This is a genomic window from Pararhizobium arenae, from assembly GCF_001931685.1.
Taxonomy (GTDB): Bacteria; Pseudomonadota; Alphaproteobacteria; order Rhizobiales; family Rhizobiaceae; genus Pararhizobium; species Pararhizobium arenae.
In genome coordinates this window covers 92,451-111,419 of record NZ_MOOY01000012.1, presented here as the reverse complement: position 1 = coordinate 111,419, position 18,969 = coordinate 92,451, and the positions used below count along the sequence as shown (strand labels likewise).

Sequence of the window (18,969 nt, the reverse complement as noted above, 5' to 3'; positions counted from 1 at the left end):
ATGGCACGACGGCTCCGGGGAATTGGATGGAGAAGAGCCTCGTCATTAAAGTGTGTAAATTGTGCGAAAGTGACTCATCAGAAGCGCCTGGCCTTCGCGCCCTACACGCGTAAGGTGGCTGCCAAACGAACGAAAATTAGGCCACAGGGATGACCCCTGAGACCGCATCTATCCTGATCTCGGATGTTGGAACCAACTGGGAGTTTCTCAGTTTGAGGCGGAGAATGATCTGCTGATGGCTACGAGGTGGAGGAAACCCGTTGAAGTTGACCTGCTGGTAAAGGTAGCGTTGTTGCAAAAGCTATTTGGAGGCCCTCGCCGCCTTTGACAATATGTCCAATTCTGTGGGTTTGGTTAGGTCGAAGTCCAAAGTGTTTTCCGGGCTGCGGTCGATGGCGGAAGAGACCTTGAAGAAGCACGGGGATTCTTTGTCAGTGCCAGCAAGGGCACTGAAATCATCCCCTAGGGGCCTATACTCCCTATGCGCCTGGCAATAGCGCACCGTGTATGACGTCATGAAAGGAAGGGGTAAGAGCGAATTGGACGCAGCCATAATAATCGGATATCTGGCCTCCATCTGCTCTATCGCCAGTTTCGTGCCTCAGGCTTGGAAAGTGGTTCGTTCAGGCGACACATCAGCGCTTTCAGCGAGAATGTATTCCCTCACCGTTACAGGCTTTGCCTTATGGACCGCGTTTGGGCTCATGCGAGCTGAAGTGCCCATCATCCTCACGAACGCAATCTGCTTCTGCCTTTCTGCATTTATCCTTTTTCGGATTCTAAAGGGTGCGAACCACAATGGTACCGGCCTATGACTTGGTTGGCCGATGCCGTGCATCAAGAAATATATCGAGAACAAGGCGCGTTCGCGGGCTGGCCCGCCAACTATGGACTGTGGTGCTGGGGCGAAGAAATCGTTGCCTGCTTCGTGGTCGGCAAACTGGGCGTTGACAGTGAGAACCTCCATTTAGAGGACCGAGACCACCCATTTGAGCCGGTTCAGTCCAGAAGCCTTGACGGTGGCGTTACTTGGAACGCCGAAGCATTTCGAGGTCATGTTCCTGGAGGGAACAGTCTGTCTGCAGATGAGCATCTGCAACCCGGCAACAAAGCTGATGAGAAACTTGAACCCTCCCGCGATTTAAAAGTTCTGCCGGCTCCGATCGATTTTACTGACCCCGAAACGATCGTCCTGGCGGCGCGCACGGGGATAACAGGATCGCCGCAAAGCTGGTTCTATAAAAGCCATGACCGGGGATACTCGTGGGACGGTCCCTTCGCGTTCGTTGGCCTAGGAAGGGGGCTGTCCGCCCGCACCGATATTGTGACGCTCGGACCGCACGACGCTCTGTTTTTTCTAACCGCTACAAAAAGGGATGGAACGGAGGGCCGTGTGATATGCGCGCGAACGACAGACGGCGGTATGAGCTTCAAGGAGACGGGCGTAGTCTGCGATAGCCCCGACGGATACGCAATCATGCCCTCATCTGCGTTGCTACGGGACGGTACGGTTTACACCGTTGTCAGAAGAGGCGGTCAGGACAGAAACGCGCTTGAGGCGTACTACTCTACCGACACCGGCCAAACATGGCGTCATTCAGGAACGCCCGTTGAAAACACCGGCTACATGGGCAATCCGCCGGCCCTTGTTCTGCTTCCTAGTGGGAAACTGGTACTTGTCTTCGGTTTTAGAGATCTTCCATTCGGAATCCGGTTTGTCATGAGTCTGGATCACGGGCACTCATGGTCTGCGCCATATACACTTCGGTGCGACGGAGGAGAACCAGACCTCGGCTATCCTCGAGCGGTCGTTCGTCCCGATGGTAAGATTGTCGCAGTCTATTATTTCAATGATCCAAAAGGACGGGAACGCTATATCAGCGCCTCGATATTTGGCGTCGATTGACGGACAGCGAGCATTGCGATCGCAAGTATTTCCACGGTTGGCCGCTCGACGTTTGATGCCAAGCGGCCAGTCGCATCAAATCATAACTTCGCCGCCGGTTACCGGAATGATTGCGCCCGTCATATAGCTACCCAGATCGGACGCTAGCAAAACGTAGGCTCCGGCAAGTTCGGCGGGCTGACCGGCGCGTTTTAAAAGGGTTTGTTCGCCGAACTTGGCCGCTTTTTCCGCGGGCATTGTTGACGGAATGAGGGGCGTCCAAATTGGTCCCGGTGCGACTGCGTTAACGCGGATACCTTTCTCTGCGAGCATCTCTGCCAGACCCGCGGTAAAATTGGAAATCGCGCCCTTTGTGGAAGCGTAGGCGAGCAACTGCGGCGACGGCTGCCGCGACTGGATAGAAGTCGTATTGATAATTGAGCTGCCCGGCTTCATGTGAGGAGCGGCCGCCTTAGACAGGAAAAATGGCGCGTAGATGTTGGTACGGAAAGTTTCATCCCATTCCTCCGCCGTGATGTCGCTGATATCCCCGTAAGTCCGTTGAAAAGCGGCATTGTTCACGAGAATGTCTAGACCGCCGAGCTCGTCCACGGCGCGCTGCACCAGATCCCTGCAGTGCGCTTCGCTCTTGATGTCGCCCGGAACGACGAGAGCTCTGCGGCCCGCTTCTTCAATCCAGGTTGCAGTGTCGCGGGCATCGTCGTCCTCGTTGAGGTAGGAAACGACGACGTCGGCACCTTCGCGGGCAAAGGCGATAGCAATGGCCTTACCAATCCCGGAGTCGGCTCCGGTGATAAGGGCGACTTTGCCACTAAGCTTGCCACTACCGCTGTAGGACTTTTCTCCATGATCCGGGACCGGTTCCATCTGGGCTGTTTTGCCAGGTGGTTTCTGCTGCTGTTGCGGGTAGGGCGGAATAGGACGTCGAGTGTCTTCCATCAGGTCTCTCCTTTTTTTTGGGGGTACGGGTTAAACCGTGAAGAGGGACCTGGGTTCCACACGATATATTCTAAAGCGACTAGGAACAACGACGGGCAGATAAGCTTTGTCCCGACAGATCATGTCGCCTTATCCTCGTTTCTCCAGGGTAGTGCGAATGGTGCCAATGCTTCATCACATCGTCCCCCGAGTCAGTCATGGCTTTCTTCCTCTCGAGCATTACGCGACCGCCAGCGACGGCGCTTCGTCGCTCTTATAGGAGCGGACGGGCTCATCGACTGGCGGTGTGTGCCAGACATGGCTTTGCCTCCGCTGTTCGAACCGGATGCACGATCGCGACGGCGGCCGTTTTTTGATCACCCCTGTCGCGCCAATTAAGATCGAGCGACGCTACCGTGAGAGTAGTAGCCCTGTGGCTCAAATTTCTGCAGTTTTCGGACACTGGAGCAATCGCTGCTGCTGGAACCGCAGGTCTTCACGAACGGATTGGCGGGACAAGAACTACGACAACCGCGTCGCTTGGTGAGGGATGCGGCATACAAGATCAGGGCGCTGCTCCGGCAAGCGCCCCGTCAGAGCGAATTGCCGATTTCGGATGGTTTATGCGCACGATTGAGGCGGATGTCTGGAGCCAAAAGTTGTCTATATATGGCGTGAAGACGCGGTGCGGGACGAAGAAATGGTCAAAGTTTCGTACTGCTATCGTCGATGACCTGCGTTTGAGGGCGATCTCCTCCCGAAGCCAGCTCTGTACGCCACTGCCCGTCTGATGTTTCGAAGGTAATCTCAGTGTCTTCACCGCCGAGTTGCTGCCGTTGGGCCGCGGACTTCGCCGCCGCAAGAGCAGTGTCATGATCAGGAAACGGCTCGGACCAGACATTGTTCACCCGGTATGCGTATCCACCATCATGTTCTTCGACGTGATAAACTAGGGGCATTGAAGCTCTCCAAGGCTTAAGTTTTTACTTGGTAGTGATGCCTTCATCGGCAAGACGCGTTTTTGATTCGTTCAACGATATCAAAACGAGTCTCCGTCCATTGGGCGGTTTCCGCCCAGTATTCAGCCTTCACCGTTACTTTATCAGAGGCAATGTCGTCGATCACGACCCGTGGCTGCGGGTTATTCTGCACGCGCGGATCGGCAGCGACGATTTCCAGCAGTATCTGTTTCACCGCGTTAATATCCGCGTCGTTCCCAACAGCCACAGTTATTTCCTGGCGGCGTTCGGGCTCACGGCTGTGGTTGATAATCGGTGTGTTCCATAGGGTAGAGTTCGGGGCTAGCAGGTAAAGACCATCGGTATTCCGTAATTCGGTAGCAAACAGTCCAACCTCGACGACCTTCCCTTTCACAGCGGCCGTTTCAATGAAGTCGCCGAGCCTGAACGGGCGAAGCACCAAAAGCATGATGCCGGCTGCGATGTTTTGGAGAGTCCCCTGCAATGCGAGACCTATCGCAAGACCCGCTGCACCAAGCGCAGCTACGATAGACGCGGTCTGAACACCGAATCGGCCAAGTACCATAACCAGAACGACGATCAGCAAACCATAGTGAACAACCTTCTCGAAAAATCGAGCTAGTGTTTCGTCGATGCCATGGATGTGAGCAAGACCCTTGTAGGCCCATCGGCTGAAGATGCCCGACAGAATCCATCCAGTCGCTAGGAGAACGATAGCGCCGGCAAGAGATAGTCCGTAGTGAATTGCAAGTGTGCCGAGTCGAGCAAGTGCAGTCGGCGAGTTAGTGATAGCGGCTGCAGTCTGCTCTTCCATTTAGGCTCCTGACAAAAGTCGATTGGAAATTCTGAGCTCGTTTCAACCCCGGCAGAGCGATATCGTTCCGAAAATGCAAGCGGTTGCGCTGTCACGTGGTCCTGCAAACATCTGGGTCTACAGGGTAGTGAAGGACCCGGATACCCGACATGAGCCGGCGCTTTTTCAACGCCGGCCGGGTTAAAAGTGTCTTCGAGCTATCGAGTTAGACCAAATAAAAAGGCGATTGTCCCAGCGATAGCGACAGCTTTGAGCGGTTTGGCTCTTGCGAAATCTTCGATGTGGTGAACCACGTCTTCAACCCTGGAAACTCTAATAACTTTGGACCCCGGGGCGAGTTCAGAGACCGTTTCAGGAAGGCGCTCTGCCTTGCGCCGGTGCGTGGCAACATCGGTCTTGGCGTGTTGACCGTCATCTGTGGCATTGAGGGCATCATCACCATGTGGCGTAGATATCTCGCCGCTGGAACCGGGGGCGGCATTCGCGACCAGCTCCGCCGCATCCGTATCGGCGCGGCCCGAAGGCACCGAGGTGTGGGCTATAGACAGCGGATCCGAGGCTGGAAAGGTGTGCTCAAGAGCCTTATGAAGGTCGTTCTCGTTCAATTTTTGGGATTGTTGAGCGCGCTCGTTTCGTAAAGATTGCACAGCAGGCGATTGGGCGGGATTGGGCATGTCGATGTCTCCCTTTCTAGTGCGGATAATCGTGTTTTTCCCAGTAAGTTCCCGACGTTCGACATTATTTAAGTCGGTCTGGAGGACCTCACTCAACGAATTTTATTTATTCCACCTGGAGCGTGATCAGCCGCTTCGCCGCCAGGCTTCGATCTTTCAGGTGCTGCAATTGTTGGGACCGTGACCGTCAGCTGAACGACCCTACCGCGGGAAGCCGGATGATTTTGCCGGGACGCTGTCTCCGGCCGTGGCTTCATCCATACCTTCGGCATTTCGATTGACAACGGAAATAGCAATGGTCGTCAGAGCGAGATCGGAAGCCTCTTCCTCACTCAGGGTGGTCTGCAAGATTTCAGCGGCCTCTTCATATCCGAGTTCCAGGGCCCAGGTTCGAAGGGTGCCATAGCGCGACATTTCGTAATGCTCGACCGCTTGCGCCGTAGCCAGCAGACCAGCATCGAGTGCTGGCGAACTCTTGTATTCGGCGATTATCTCGGCGGCTTCATCGGTGATGCCGAGGATGGCGTTGCATATCTTCGTCTCTGGTTCCGCACCGATCACGTTGAAGATGGCTTCCAGACGCGCGACGTGAACTTTCGTCTCGTCGAAATGCTTTCGTAGGGCGGATTTGAGTTGCGGGTGCAGCGCGACCGCCTCCAGTTCTGGAAGCGCGGCCACGATTTTTTGCTCAGCGAAGTAGACATCTTTGAGAGTATCAAGAAAAAGGTCTTCAAGAAGTTTGACCATGGCGTGTCCTCCGTTTCGCCTTCTTGTGGCGATTATGGTGCTGACAAAGTCGACGCCCCCAGGAATGTTCCACTGTGCGGCGCGTCACGACCCTTCTGATCACCCCCGGCAGGACGTGGGAAATCTTAGGCGGCCTGGAAACCGGGCCCTCAGCAGCTTTTGGCTTCATTTCGAACGAGCCCCCGTAAACTACCAGAACTGCCGGCGCCTCGTACGGAAGTTGCCCAGAATCATCCGACACCGTTGGTGACGAGTTGCATAACCCCTGTGCGTACGAGGGCTGCCGGCGATGAAAGCTGATGATGCCCAGGAAAGCACCTCGCCGATTCCGTTTATCCCGTATCCGTGTGAAGCTCCTTGACGGGGTCGATCAGAGGCTTGAGCGTCATACCGGGCAAGGTTGCCAACAGGGCCCGCGATGTTTTCCGAAGAGTCCCAGATGCATTCTCTTAGCTGCATGGCGTTGATCCGTCTCCTCAGCCGCCTTTTGCTCCGGGTCGTCCAGACAATTCTGGTTGCCGAACCGAAGGTGTGCGGGGCGGAGAATGAGACACTAATGCCTTCGGGATAGAGCAAGCCCGTCTAAGCCGACTGCCAGCAGTGGGGAATCGAACCCTCGATGCGACTGAGGCGGGCCTCCTCACCCCTCGCTTGGGCTTATGCAGATGATCCCGACCTCGAGGAAGACCCTGCGTATCGACCGGTCAGGGTCTGAAAGCCAACTCTTGTCCACCTCAGCGACCACTCGTCATCGCACCCCTGGTTGTGGGTATAGTTGCCGTGGTCTGATATTCCCACGTCGATCGACGACCAATCCGACGGGAAAAAACCCGGTAGATCAAGCAAGCGGAGAACGTCGCGGATCCCTTCCAACGTTGTGACCTTCTTAATTGGCTGTCGGCCTTTTGCTTCAATAGTCCATGCGTAGTGGGTCATAAGAGACTTACCTAAATCTGATAGACAACAACTGAGACAGGATGAATCGTTCCTTGTGTCATGATGTGCATGTAAATGATGCGGGGAGGAGCCACTCGGTTGCGCCACGGCAGAGTGGCTTTTTTCATGTCATGATCGTTTGCAAATGCAGTTCGTTGAGATTGTGGACTGCCACCGGCGTGAAGCACGGCGCCAGATTGAGGCTTGGGGAAAACAATCGCTTCCTCGAGCGCGCACCGGAACTCGGCACCGTCATGGCCCTGACCCGCAACGAAAGCGCCGTCCATGAGAAGATCGGCCCGTTCGAAAAGCAAGTCTTTTAACCCGCGACCTGGCACAGCCTATTCGAGAGCCGGGCCACCCTTTTTGATATCTTGGCCGATCGGAATCAACGTGCGGTCAGTTATATCTTTGGAGAGTTGTTCGCTGGATTCCCGGATTGGTGGTTCAAGCTTTGGATCAGCCTTCTGCGCCGGAAGTTTTGGCGCCGCTTTGGGATCAACACTATTTTCACGTCTGTGATCGGGCATTATACACTCCTGAAGGTCGCTGGAACGCTGGGCGTGAAGCACAAACCATCTGCCGTGGGCTGAGTTCCACCAGCACTGCATGGATCTTCATTTAAGACCTGACGAACCACCAATGAGCGCGCGAAAATCGATGCCGCCATAGCGGATACCTGGCGAGAAGCGAATGGCGTGAGAAGCGTGATTTGCACTACCCTTATCCCTTTTCCGAGGGTATCGTTGCAACCAGCTGGTCGTTCTGGATAAAGCTCCGAGAGTCATGTAAGATTATCCCCACCCGATGCAAATTCGACAAATGGGAAGCGCCGGCTCAGCTCCCAGAATGAGGCTGCTTTGCGCCGCATCGCGAGTTCACCAAGAGCACGTAAACCTAAACATGCTGGCCGCCGTTCACGTTGATCTCGGCACCATTGATGTAAGAGGCTCCTTGTGTGCACAAAAACAGGATGACCCTGGCGACCTCAACCGGATCGCCCATTCTGTGCATCGGAATTTGGTCGGCGACGATCTTCTCTGTTCCTGGCGACAGGATTGAGGTGTCAATCTCACCTGGCGCGATCGCGTTGACACGAATGCCGTGCGAACCAAATTCGAACGCCTGTTCACGGGTGAGGGCGGCCATGGCAGCTTTAGAGCAGGCATAGGCGGGTCCGGCGAACGGATGCACCCGTGAGCCCGCTATGGAGGTGACGTTGACGATGGCGCCGCTCGTTACCTTGAGGTCGTTGAAAAGCAGGCGCGAAAGGGTCGCCGCTGAGAAGAAGTTAACGTTAAAAACCTTGAGCCAGTCTTCGTATGAGGTCGACAGAACTCCCGCTCGCATTCCCCCATCCAGCTTCGGGGATATCGCCGCATTGTTGACGATTGCAGAAAGGCCTGTGCCATTTAGATGCTCTCGCACCTCGCCCGTGAGGCGACCATAACATGTCGGATCGGCCAGATCAGCTTGTATGTGATTGTCGCGGCCACCAGGCCATGGACAGTCTTCGCTGAAGGCTGCACGGGATACGGTCAGGACTCGCCAGCCATTCTGGTAGAAGAGTTTTACTGTTGCATGGCCGATCCCCCGGCTAGCTCCTGTCAAAAGGACGGTACGCTGAATTGCGCGAGCTTCCCCCTCCTGTTCCATGAGACCTCCCGCTCTTGGTCGTTATGTCGTTCCAAAACCACATAGAGCGTACCTAACGGACTTCGAGGACAGTGGTGGAATTGTTTCTATCGCGATCCGGGAATGGGCCACCTCCACAGCGGCGCGGATTGTTATCGAAGTTTGGCAGGTCGCTTTTCCGGTCGCGAGTTGTGGCGAGGACAAGACTAAGGTCGTCCATTAAAACTTTTGGTTGCTTCCAGTGCTGTGGCACTTTTAGGCTGCAGTTCACACCTCCGACTACGGTCAAAAACTTTCGCATCCTAGCCAGTTTCGTCAGTGATCATTCGCATGACGGGTACGGCCAATTAAAGCCAAGATGTGGCCATCTGAAGGTTTGACAGCGCCGAATTGTAATGAGACAAACGCGCCGTTAGCATGAAGGATGCCGGCAGACCGTCTTCCAAATCAGTGATCAGCGCGACGCGGTCAATGTACGGGCCGAGCGTCTCTTCCAATGCGATTGTGATAAGCGGTCTGCGAGCGCCCTAGGACCATCAGACGCAGACCGTTCCGTAAACACCAGTGCCGGGAATCTGGGCGGCGGCTCCCGCAACACGCCACAATGCGCCCTCCAGCGGAACCAACGTGAATCGCCAAACGTTTAAGCACTTTATCAGGTAGCCAGCGAGGAGATATCGATATGGCAACAACAGCACGCGGTCGCACGCAAGATAGGGCTAAGGTCGCTGGCGGACAGGAACACGAGGTCCGCTATGAAGCCAAAAAAGAGGGAGTCTCAAAAAGCCAGGTTAAGAAAGCGATCAAGTCTGTGGGCAATAGCCGCAAGAAGATCGAAGCGGACTTGAAAGACTGATGGAAGAGTCAAACGAACCAAGCTTCTTGCAACCCGTGCAAGGCGAGGATGCCGTTTCGTCTTCAATGAGTAGCGATCGCCAGCGAGCAGAATTCCAGATTAAAGTGAGAAGTGGTGCAGGACTACGCGCATCTGTGGATGTGTCGAACCGTGGTCTGCTTTCAATCGCCGCTGTTGTGTCGACGATAATTCTGTCGACAGCCGTCCTTGTGCACGTCGCGACTCGGGACGCTCGGTCAAAAAGCCTCTGGTGATGACGGACGCTTCGCTAAAGCGTGGAGCAAAAATGATCATTCGCAGTGCGTTGGCTGTTGAGCGATTGTAACTTTGACGCCCCTGTGCGTTTTGCCTCCGCAAAATGTCCAGAGCAGACCTAGCCACAGCGTCCTCAACACGAAACACGTGCGTGCATTGCCCGGCACATCCGCTTTACGATGAACCTAAGATGATGCCTAGTCAGCGGCACGTTTTGGCGGCATGCGGATCTAACTGAACGAAGGCGTGAGGCAACCCCATTCCCAACCCGATCGTTTCCGCGTGAACATGGGCTACGGCCGTATTGAGACTTTGCGGCGGAGCGGGGAACAAACGCATCCATCCGCAGTTCTCCCGCTTCCCGGCACAAAGGAGAGCACTATGGTGCCCATGGTAGGCAACGAGCCCGAAATCAAGGACCTGGTAGAGAACCTCATCTACCTTGAGCACGATGCCATCGCGGCATACGACTCCTGCATCAACCGTCTGGACGACGAGACGCTCAGTGTTAAAATTGCCGAGTTCAAGCAAGACCACCTGCAGCATGTCGGGGTCCTCAACGAGATGGCTCGTGAATTCGGCATTGAAGCGCCTAGGGGAGGCGACATGAAGCAGATGCTGACGACAGGGAAATCGCATTGGCCGATCTCATGGGCGATGCCGCGATCCTCAAGGCGATGAAGACCAACGAGGACGATACGGTGGCTGCCTACGAAAGCGCCTCCCGTCATCCGGATGCGATCCCGGCGTCGAAAGCGTTTTTCATGAAGGCACATCAGGATGAGGAGCGTCATCGTGCCTGGATGGAGGCGACAGCGAAGAGCCTCTGATCCTGGTTAACAGGTGCAAGCAATGTTGCGTGCGCCCGCGGCCAGGAGAGGGTGCTTCCTGAGTTCAGCGGAGCGCCCATTCCCCTCCTAGTCGATTAGACACGACCACGAAACCCAACGGAACGGAAGCTTTCGGGCTAGGGTTTGGAGATTACCATTCGAGGGCTCTTATGAATTCATCCCTCCCAGCCATTGTTGGCCTGGTGTTCAGCGTCTTGGTCACACCAATGGCAGCAGCGACAGTGAAGGCGTCGGTGGCGCCGCCGATTTCGCTTTTGGCTTCACGCGGCAAAACGCAGAACGTTGAATCAGCTGATACTGCACAAGCTCTCGCAGGCGAAAGCAACGTCTTGGCTCCAACAGTGCCTCGGCCAGATCGGCTGGTCATTTTCTTTCATGGTATTAGGGGAAAGGGATCGGTTATGGAGTCCATCGGACGATCCTGGAAATCGACTCTTCCGAATACGAAGTTCGTTTCACCCGATGCGCCTTTTCCACATCAATCAGGCGGGCGTCAATGGTTTGCGGTCGATGATGAGGCCATGCGTCCCGACCGCATAGAAGCGGCCCGGCAGGCATTCGATGATCTGGTTTTGCAAATCGTGGAACGCGAAGAGTTTGAGAACGATCTCGAAGACGTCGCCTTCGTCGGAGTCTCGCAGGGCGCGATCATGGCCCTCGACGCAGTGGCTTCAGGCCGTTGGAAAGTTGGGGCGCTCGTAAGCTTCGCAGGGCTGTTACCCTTGCCGCCGACGACGGATTTTCCAAAAACCGCGATCCTTCTCATGCACGGCGCTGCAGACAGGACCATACCGTCGGCAGCTTCGGTTGCGGCAAGCGGACAGCTGAAGTCGGCAGGATATGATGTATTATTAAAAGTGTTTCCGGCCGTTGGCCACACCATCTCTTCCAATGAGGCAAGCGAAGCTGCGATTTTCCTACGCGACAAACTTTATAGATAGTCCCTGTAGAGCCAAGAGCTGGACGCCGATCGTCCACCATCTCAATAACAGTCTCTCCAAGCGAATCCTTAGATGCCTGAGGATCTAGGATCGTACAGCTTACAAGAAGCGCTCGCCAGGGGCGGGACCTACATTTTCGCCGCCTAGTGACGTCGCCCGCGAAAGGCGTTTAACCTTGCTGGAAGACGTCTAAGATCGGCGAAACTCTCACGTGCATCGTTCCGCACGGCCTTAGGCCAATTTCAGAAATGTCGCCTGCAGGTGGTCAACGAAAGCACGCACTGCGGGGTTAGTACGGCGGCTTGCCGACCACAGGGCTGTGATGTCGTCTCCATCAACAGCGTGTTCGGATCCCCTGGCGACATAGGGAGCCGCCATGAATGTTGCGGCCATTCCAATTCCACCTCCTGCGGCCACCGTGGCGATAACGGCATCGCTCGCATCTACTATGATCTGAGCCGATGGAAGAACCTCGATTGTCTTTCCCCCGATCTGGAAAGGCCAACGAAACAGCTGGCCGCTGTTTTGGTACCGCAAGTTGACGATGTCGTGACGTTCCAGATCAAGGGGATGGGCGGGTATACCGCGCGATTCGATATACGAGGGCGCTGCGTAAGCGCAGAGACGAAGCGCGAACATGCGTTTGGACAAAAGGTTCGAGTCCGGAAGTTCCCCTAATCGGACTGCGACATCGATACCTTCCTTGACCAGATCCACGACCTGATCATTCAGGCGCAGATCGACCGAAACCTTGGGATACCGGGCCCGAAAGCCCGGCAGCGAAGCGGCGACGATGTGGATTCCCACGGGGAGGGCGGCTGCCACCCGCAAGGTTCCTCCGGGTTCCGACCGTGCGGCAATGGCAGACTGTTCGATGGCTTCTGCATCCTGCAGCAGCTTAAGGGCGCGGTCATGCAGTTCTCTGCCTTCAGGGGTCAGCACCAAGGACCGCGTGGTGCGAGTGAAGAGCGAGATTCCGAGCCGCTGTTCAAGGCGCTGAACGCTTTTGCTGACAGCAGAAGGTGAGATGGCAAGTGCGCGGGCAGCCGCTGTGAAACTGCCAAGAGAACCTGCGCGCGCAAAGGCGATGAGACCGGTCAGACGCTCCAATGCGATTTGTTCCTTCATGGAATGATAGAAGCGATTTATGGGCTGATTATCAATAGTGCACTTCCTCAATATCTTGCTGTCATTGCGAAACGCCATGGAGGCTTAAGTGAGCAACCTGATGAAGGCAGTGCAGTTTTATCGCTTCGGCGGACCGGATGTTCTTCAGTACGAGGATGCGCCAAAGCCGCAGATCACCGCGCATGACGTCCTGGTTCGTGTACATGCCGCGGGCCTCAACCCGCCGGACTGGTACCTGCGTGAGGGTTTTAAAGCGCTGACGCCCGAATGGCGTCCAAAAGTGAATTTCCCAGCAATCCCCGGGACTGATATTTCCGGTGTCGTTGAAGCCATAGGCGATGACGTAACAGACTTTTCTGTTGGCGACGAAGTTTACTCCATGGTCCGCTTTCCGAGCGGGCTTGCCGGAGGAAGTCGTGGATATGCCGAGTATGTGGCTGTCTCTGTCTCGGAAATTGGCCACAAACCGCAAGGCATTGACCACATTCGCGCAGCCGCCGCACCAATGTCTCTGCTGACGGCCTGGCAGTTTTTAATTGATGTTGGACATGACGAGGCGAACCCTCTTCAGCCGCCCCGGCATGAGCCGGTTTCCCTGGAAGGGAAAACGCTGCTGGTCAACGGTGCGGCCGGCGGCGTCGGGCACTTCGCACTACAACTGGCGAAGTGGAAGGGCGCCCATGTCATCGCCGTCGCATCGGGAAAAAATGAAGCGCTCTTGCGTGATCTCGGTGCGGATGAATTCATCGACTATACCATGCAGGCGCCCGAGGATGTCGTTCGTGATGTCGATCTCGTCGTCGATAGCGTGGGCGGTGCGAAGTCAGGGCGCTTCCTGCGCACACTGAAGCGGGGCGGAACGCTGTTCCCGATCTTTGCACTTGGTTTCGAGGGCGCAGACGAGGCTAAGAAACGCGACGTTATCGTATCAACGACGCAGGTCAGATCGAATGGGGCGCAGCTCAAAGAAATCGCGCCCCTGCTGAGTGATGGCACGATCAAAGTCGTCATCGACAGCGCTTATCCGCTGGAGCAGGCATCCGCTGCCCACGCCCGCGCTGAAAAGGGTCACATCCAGGGCAAGATCGTCCTGACCGTTCGATAGTCAGTCGGGCACGTTGGTACGCTTGTCTCAGTTTCTAGGGTTGCTGGGGAACTTTGAGAGATGGGCAAGGTTCGAGGGCCAATCAACGGAGGCCTTTATGCACAAGAGATCCATTCAGGGCGTGGTATCGGCCGCAGCGGTCATCGCGACGCTATCGTCGCCGCTCCTTGCCTATGGCCAGACCATGGAAAAGCTGACGAACAACGCGAAGGACCTGGTTGCACCCATGGCAGGGACGACCGACGAGCGGCTAGAGAAAGTTGCGACCTTCGACCATCAGGTTACCGGCGTCACCGTAGCGGAAGATGGCAGAATCTTCGTCAATTTTCCGCGTTGGTCGGAAGACGTCCCGGTCTCGGTCGCCGAAGTGATGACGGATGGCTCGATCCGACCCTATCCCAATGAAGAGTGGAATACGTGGCGCAACTCGAAGATGTCGGAGATTTCGCCGAAGGACCACTTCGTGACAGTCCAAAGCGTTGTTGCCGACGGCAGGGGTTCGCTTTGGGTCGTTGATCCGGCCGCGCCCAATAGCGAAAAGACCGTTAGGAACGGGCCGAAACTCGTCCAGATTGATCTGAAAGCCAATGCCGTCAGGCGCATCTATCTTTTGGGGCCTGACGTTGCTGGCCCAGCCAGCTACCTCAACGACGTCCGGATCGCTCCTGACGGCGCTTTCGCCTATTTCACCGATTCCGGGGTGCCAGGTGGGCTAGTCGTTCTTGATCTTACCTCCGGCAAAGCGTGGCGTGTCCTTAGCGATGATCCGTCAACCCAGTTCGAGCAAGACGTCGTCGTCCAAGTCGATGGCAAACCCCTCCGCCGGCCGGACGGACGCCAGCCGCTGTTCAATGCCGACAGCATTGCCCTCTCAAAGGATGGGAAGACGCTCTACTGGAAAGCTCTCACTGGCAACACGATGTATCGAACTTCAACTGAGGCGTTGCAGAACGCACCACAGGACCCAACGGCAGTGAAACCGGAGAAGTACGCCGAAACAGAGCCGACCGACGGTTTGTGGATCGACGACCAGAACCGCATCTATCTGAGCACGATACAAAACGACGGCGTCAAAATCCTGGGCCCGGATGGAAAGGTTACGCCTCTCCTTCAAGACAGTCGGCTACGCTGGCCCGACACATTTTCGCAAGGTCCCGACGGGACGATGTACATCACCGCGTCGCATATTCAGGATTCCCCGTGGTTTCATCAGGCGTGGACCAACGACAGCTTTACGCTGTTCAAGTTCACGCCCCTAAGATAAGGCACCGTTATCGCCGCTGAGTGGTCCCGGAGTGCGAGATGCGCCTATCGCACGAATCGCCAGCTTGCAGGCTAGGGGTGCTCGCGTCGTCGGGGCGAGTGCCTCCACGTTTGGCTTCGGCCGCTTACCGCGCGGCGAGGCCGTTAGAGGAAAAGATGGAGGACTGCTATGTCGAACAAGAAACTCACGGATGGGCTGAATGACAGGCCGAAAGACGCTCCAATCGGTCAGACGGCCGACGGATTGCCCGATGACACCAGCATTCCAGTAGAGGTGGACGACAGGACCGTCGATGCCGTTCGCAATAAACTCAAGAAGGGTCCGCGCGAGCGTCTCTTGAAAGAGGTCAAGCAGGAAGAAGATGCGTCACGCGTCGGTTCCGAATGAAACGGCTCGCGACGATCAGACTCGGCCGTGGTCGGGGTCCCAAATTGGCACTGACGCTATCTCGAAGACATGAGGGTCTCCCAAGCTGCGTGCCTCAAGCAACATTTGCCGGTAAACCCTCGAGACACAGTTTTGCCTCCAGTTGGAGCCAACGAGCAAACGTTCGTAACGCTGTACTCTGAGATCGGCCTTCCGCATTCACCAACCAATAATGTTCGTCAGATGCCGCTCTGACCTTGAACGGGTCAACCAACGCGCCTGAGGCTAACAGATCGGCAACGAGCAGATCAACCGCCAGTAACACGCCGGCTGACGCAAGCGCGGCTTCTATCGCAACGCTCGGGTTTCCGAACATATCTGAGAAAGTGAGAGGGAAATCGTGACCGAGATTGGCCGTGACTGCCCATCGTCTCCATCCGGAGGATGTGCTGATGTCACGAATGACGGTGACAGCAGAAAGATCGGCGGATTGTTGAAGTTTCCTTGCGAGTTCCGGTGAGCATACAAGAACCAGTGAACTCTCGCAGACCTTTTTACTTTTCGTCCGTGGCCAATTGCCTTTGCCGTAGCGGATTCCAACATCCAGGTCAGCCTGCGACAGATCTGCGATCTGTCCGTCAACCACCAGACTGATATCGATTTGCGGATGGGCCTGCTTAAAGGCAGACAGTCGTGGTGTTAAGAACCGAGCGGCGAAAACCGGAGCTACACTGATGTTAAGGCGTTGCGAGGGCTGTGTCCTAAGGTTTTCAGCCGCGGAAGCAAGACGGGTAAACCCGAGCTCGAGGTCTGGAAGGATCTCCGCGAGCACCGATGTGGGAACAAGACCAGCGGGTCGCCGATGAAATAGCGCTTTGCCGAGCCGAAGTTCTGCGCGGCGGATCTGTTGACTGACCGCTCCTTGGGTGACGCCGAGTGTCTCAGCTGCTGCCCGCAGAGACCCCGTTCGCGCGACCCTTTCGATCGCTCGCAGTGCATTCAAGGGAAGTGTCGCGAAAGGGTCATGTCCATCTGCCATGGAGAAAAACTAAACCCCCCATGAGACAATGTCCATTGTCGTTCAGGGCGCGACGAGCTTTTTTGCCGGGTGTACAAACCTGAGAGACGCCAATGAATTTCCTGAAAAAAGTCATCGCTATGATGTTCGAACGACCGCTCCAACAAGAAGACTTCGATATGATGTCTTTCAAAGCGTGGGCCGATCTTCCTCCCTATCATCCACCAATTAGTTCAACAGAAACGTGTAAAGATTGCAAAAGTCCACAGAGACCCGCTTCGTCGATTTGATCGAGCCCGTGATTGAAGTGGCCTTTGCGACTGGCAGCGCATGTCAGCTTGCCGCGCACATGTGCGTTCTTGATCCGCGACGCAGCGTACGAGCCCTGCTCCGCCGGACAAGTGCATCGGCAAACAGGCCGCCGCCCGGAGACGCGTCATGATCCTGTGCAGACTCGGACCGTGGAGAGCGGCCCGTTTCGGTCGATTCCGGGGCTAAACCCGCGACTACGTAAACAGCGCATGAGGCGGTACCACGGGTAGGACGTGGCTTCGCAAGCCCTGAAAATTCCCGGTCTCGCTCGCCGAAAACTACTGGTTTAACGGATTTCGCGGCCCTTGTTTTAGCAAAGAGTAGTTGCTTAGGTGACATATCATTCCAACTCTGAATGGCCTTTCCTTGTGTTTCCTAACATTCTCTTCAGTGCATTAGACAGACTTCTGACTCTCAAGGCGTTCAACCCTAACCTCGGGGCGTTCCGTTCTTTCGCCACTCGCACTTCTTTTTTTTTCGGCGAGGAGCTATCTCAGCGTGAGCGGGTCAAAACCGTGTCATTCTCCCTGATCATTTTCGGATACCGACCGGTGCCCTTCTCAAAGAAGCATCTCTTTTTGCCTTCACGTACCCTACCGGAACAAACTTCACCCCGTCCGGTTCTTCGCGAAAGGAGAACGGACATGCAAAACGAGCCACAGTTTGCGATCGGGGATTTCCGCCGATCGAAGGATTGTCAAGACCAGATGGACGCGCTGCTATCCAACGCAGTTGACATCATGGTGATGCGAGGTTGGGAGACGGCAGAGGTTCTGGAAGCAGCTGAACTTGCACTGAAGGCTACATGGAAATCCGCTGACGCCGATCCCGACCTTCAAGACGCTCCGGACGAGGCTGAGGTGAAACCATATCCGGACGCACCGAGGGCTGGATAATGCCGTTCATTCGTTCACCAGCTGTCCATGGCGACTACGAAGACCGTTTCATGGATTGCCAGCACGAAGCCGACGGGCCAGTATCTTGCTTAGTTGCAGATATGGTTGCGGCGGGTTGGGATGGACAGGAAGCTCTTGCCGCTATTATCGAAGTTGCTGACAGCATGATGCTTGCATATGCCGACAGGAAAGCGGTCGAGGAAATCCTCAAGCGCCTCAGATAACTAAAATACCAGCGGCTGTAGCATTGGCGCCCGACATGCCATGACGGACCGGTCTGAGCCGGAGCCGCTGCAAGGTTTCCTTGGCCTCTACGGAGGTTCATATCGGACGCATCGAGCTTAACGATGCCGGCGTAAGGAGCCAAGGGCCAGCATGCACCAGCGAGATTTGCCGCAATAAAACTACAACGTGCCCGCGCGGAGCTTCACACGTTGTAGAGGCGTCCTATCGCCTGTCATAAGGCGTAACCGGGTGAAGAAGGCAGTTGTGTTGATTGAGGCCGGGGCAACGCAGACGAGACCGGCCGCTAAACACTGACGTACGGCATCACAGCGTGCACATTGGGGATATTGAGCTTCTATTCGAGCAAGCATGTTGAAGCGCGGTGATGGTGATATCCCCAATATCCATACAAGCCTTGATGCGAGACCACCCCGCACGCGTGACACAGCGGGGTGGTTCAGGTCCGCCGCATTGACGAGCGAATCATAGCATTATTTCGCTGCGGCAGTCAAAAAATCGTCAACACCATCGCTGGCGTATTTCACAGCGTCTGAAATGATACTGGCCCATAGCCCAAGCGAAACAAGCACGGCAGTATCAAACATTGCAGTCCCGAGATGAAACCCTATTCGTCACGCATTGAGGCAGACGAAGAATCCATACCGTTCTGCGAGACTTCGGAACTAGTTGCTGTTGTATACGTTCCGGCAAAAATAAGTGTCGGAGAGCAAACATGCCGGACAGTCGTGACGTTCCCCCCAAAGTCATCGAGGAGCCCCTTCCTGGCATAACACAGTATAGCCAAGGCGGGTTCTTCGCAGACACAGGAAAATTACGAACTTCTAGTTCCGCGACTACCGTTGCCCCGTCAAAGCTCGATCTGTCGGCCCTTATGTTGCAGTGTCAACAAGGCCGGGCGTAGGTTCATCTAAGCGATCACGCGCTACGCCCTTACCGGGCTAAGGACTGCGGGATACCAGTATCTGCTGCAGGGAAATCTTCTCCAACACTGCGCATGTCGCGCGTGTCACCCGAGTCTGGTAAGTAGGGTCTGCACCCTGCAACCGTCCCCGCATCAACAAGAGATCGGGCAGGGAGCGCGCGGGGGTTGCGTAGGCCAATGTAGTTGCATGTCAAGAAAG

At 55.7% G+C, this 18,969-nt stretch carries 20 protein-coding genes and 1 pseudogene; 12 read left to right on the top strand and 9 right to left on the bottom strand.

What is annotated here, in order from left to right; genetic code table 11:
• Positions 1–515: 515 nt before the first annotated feature.
• Together BLX89_RS22335 and BLX89_RS22330 are read left to right on the top strand one after the other, a co-directional pair.
• The gene (locus BLX89_RS22335; protein ID WP_075293194.1) at positions 516–815 is read left to right on the top strand and encodes a SemiSWEET family sugar transporter; all 300 of its coding nucleotides are present in this window, start codon (positions 516–518) and stop codon (positions 813–815) included.
• Positions 812–1,906 carry a sialidase family protein gene (locus tag BLX89_RS22330; RefSeq protein WP_075293168.1) on the top strand — a complete coding sequence of 365 codons (1,095 nt, stop codon included), beginning with the start codon at positions 812–814 and terminating at the stop codon, positions 1,904–1,906. Before BLX89_RS22335 ends, BLX89_RS22330 begins: the two co-directional genes overlap by 4 nt.
• A gap of 75 nt (positions 1,907–1,981) precedes the next feature.
• Here the strand turns inward: BLX89_RS22330 and BLX89_RS22325 are convergent, their stop codons facing one another.
• The 5 genes from BLX89_RS22325 to BLX89_RS22305 form a co-directional block, all read right to left on the bottom strand.
• A complete protein-coding gene (locus BLX89_RS22325) occupies positions 1,982–2,845 on the bottom strand; it encodes an SDR family oxidoreductase (RefSeq protein WP_198935189.1) in 864 nt (287 codons plus the stop codon).
• Positions 2,846–3,528: 683 nt separating this feature from the next.
• Positions 3,529–3,783: a DUF2188 domain-containing protein gene (locus BLX89_RS22320; protein WP_075293166.1), complete on the bottom strand. Its 255-nt coding sequence runs from the start codon at positions 3,781–3,783 to the stop codon at positions 3,529–3,531.
• 43 nt (positions 3,784–3,826) lie between these two features.
• Positions 3,827–4,618 carry a mechanosensitive ion channel family protein gene (locus BLX89_RS22315; RefSeq protein ID WP_075293165.1) on the bottom strand — a complete coding sequence of 264 codons (792 nt, stop codon included), beginning with the start codon at positions 4,616–4,618 and terminating at the stop codon, positions 3,827–3,829.
• 197 nt (positions 4,619–4,815) lie between these two features.
• Entirely contained in the window at positions 4,816–5,292 is a 477-nt protein-coding gene (locus BLX89_RS22310; protein ID WP_075293193.1) for a hypothetical protein, read from the bottom strand.
• Positions 5,293–5,493: 201 nt separating this feature from the next.
• Positions 5,494–6,039, bottom strand: coding sequence for a YciE/YciF ferroxidase family protein (locus BLX89_RS22305; RefSeq protein ID WP_075293164.1), 546 nt, complete (start codon positions 6,037–6,039; stop codon positions 5,494–5,496).
• 1,067 nt (positions 6,040–7,106) lie between these two features.
• Here BLX89_RS22305 and BLX89_RS25385 point away from each other — a divergent pair.
• Positions 7,107–7,283: pseudogene (locus BLX89_RS25385) on the top strand (ChuX/HutX family heme-like substrate-binding protein); the annotation flags it as partial.
• Between the two features lie 33 nt (positions 7,284–7,316).
• Here BLX89_RS25385 and BLX89_RS22295 read toward each other — a convergent pair.
• Both BLX89_RS22295 and BLX89_RS22290 read right to left on the bottom strand, forming a co-directional pair.
• A complete protein-coding gene (locus BLX89_RS22295; RefSeq protein WP_143523727.1) occupies positions 7,317–7,505 on the bottom strand; it encodes a hypothetical protein in 189 nt (62 codons plus the stop codon).
• A 367-nt stretch (positions 7,506–7,872) separates the two neighbouring features.
• Complete coding sequence (locus tag BLX89_RS22290) at positions 7,873–8,631, bottom strand: SDR family NAD(P)-dependent oxidoreductase (RefSeq protein ID WP_075293162.1); 759 nt, start codon at positions 8,629–8,631, stop codon at positions 7,873–7,875.
• A 661-nt stretch (positions 8,632–9,292) separates the two neighbouring features.
• On the opposite strand from BLX89_RS22290, the gene BLX89_RS22285 reads away from it, so the two are divergent.
• The 4 genes from BLX89_RS22285 to BLX89_RS22275 all read left to right on the top strand — a co-directional run bounded on the left by BLX89_RS22285 (position 9,293) and on the right by BLX89_RS22275 (position 11,513).
• A complete protein-coding gene (locus BLX89_RS22285) occupies positions 9,293–9,466 on the top strand; it encodes a DUF3606 domain-containing protein (protein WP_075293161.1) in 174 nt (57 codons plus the stop codon).
• A gap of 636 nt (positions 9,467–10,102) precedes the next feature.
• Complete coding sequence (locus BLX89_RS22280; protein ID WP_245292904.1) at positions 10,103–10,402, top strand: PA2169 family four-helix-bundle protein; 300 nt, start codon at positions 10,103–10,105, stop codon at positions 10,400–10,402.
• A complete protein-coding gene (locus BLX89_RS25180) occupies positions 10,360–10,551 on the top strand; it encodes a hypothetical protein (protein ID WP_245292903.1) in 192 nt (63 codons plus the stop codon). Before BLX89_RS22280 ends, BLX89_RS25180 begins: the two co-directional genes overlap by 43 nt.
• A gap of 170 nt (positions 10,552–10,721) precedes the next feature.
• Entirely contained in the window at positions 10,722–11,513 is a 792-nt protein-coding gene (locus BLX89_RS22275; protein ID WP_245292902.1) for an alpha/beta hydrolase, read from the top strand.
• Positions 11,514–11,744: 231 nt separating this feature from the next.
• Here BLX89_RS22275 and BLX89_RS22270 read toward each other — a convergent pair whose 3' ends face one another.
• Positions 11,745–12,641 carry a LysR family transcriptional regulator gene (locus BLX89_RS22270; RefSeq protein WP_075293160.1) on the bottom strand — a complete coding sequence of 299 codons (897 nt, stop codon included), beginning with the start codon at positions 12,639–12,641 and terminating at the stop codon, positions 11,745–11,747.
• A 100-nt stretch (positions 12,642–12,741) separates the two neighbouring features.
• Between BLX89_RS22270 and BLX89_RS22265 the strand changes: the two genes are divergently transcribed.
• The 3 genes from BLX89_RS22265 to BLX89_RS22255 all read left to right on the top strand — a co-directional run bounded on the left by BLX89_RS22265 (position 12,742) and on the right by BLX89_RS22255 (position 15,397).
• Positions 12,742–13,746 carry an NADP-dependent oxidoreductase gene (locus tag BLX89_RS22265; protein WP_075293191.1) on the top strand — a complete coding sequence of 335 codons (1,005 nt, stop codon included), beginning with the start codon at positions 12,742–12,744 and terminating at the stop codon, positions 13,744–13,746.
• A 121-nt stretch (positions 13,747–13,867) separates the two neighbouring features.
• Complete coding sequence (locus tag BLX89_RS22260) at positions 13,868–15,010, top strand: SMP-30/gluconolactonase/LRE family protein (protein ID WP_245292901.1); 1,143 nt, start codon at positions 13,868–13,870, stop codon at positions 15,008–15,010.
• Positions 15,011–15,178: 168 nt separating this feature from the next.
• On the top strand, positions 15,179–15,397 hold the full coding sequence (locus BLX89_RS22255) for a hypothetical protein (RefSeq protein WP_075293159.1): 219 nt from the start codon (positions 15,179–15,181) through the stop codon (positions 15,395–15,397).
• A gap of 94 nt (positions 15,398–15,491) precedes the next feature.
• Here the strand turns inward: BLX89_RS22255 and BLX89_RS22250 are convergent, their stop codons facing one another.
• Positions 15,492–16,415 (bottom strand): LysR substrate-binding domain-containing protein, encoded by a 924-nt coding sequence (locus BLX89_RS22250; RefSeq protein ID WP_075293158.1) that lies wholly within the window; start codon positions 16,413–16,415, stop codon positions 15,492–15,494.
• 935 nt (positions 16,416–17,350) lie between these two features.
• On the opposite strand from BLX89_RS22250, the gene BLX89_RS22245 reads away from it, so the two are divergent.
• The gene (locus tag BLX89_RS22245; protein WP_075293157.1) at positions 17,351–17,602 is read left to right on the top strand and encodes a hypothetical protein; all 252 of its coding nucleotides are present in this window, start codon (positions 17,351–17,353) and stop codon (positions 17,600–17,602) included.
• Positions 17,602–17,826 (top strand): hypothetical protein, encoded by a 225-nt coding sequence (locus tag BLX89_RS22240; protein ID WP_075293156.1) that lies wholly within the window; start codon positions 17,602–17,604, stop codon positions 17,824–17,826. The genes BLX89_RS22245 and BLX89_RS22240 overlap by 1 nt, the downstream gene beginning before the upstream one ends.
• Positions 17,827–18,969 lie beyond the last annotated feature (1,143 nt).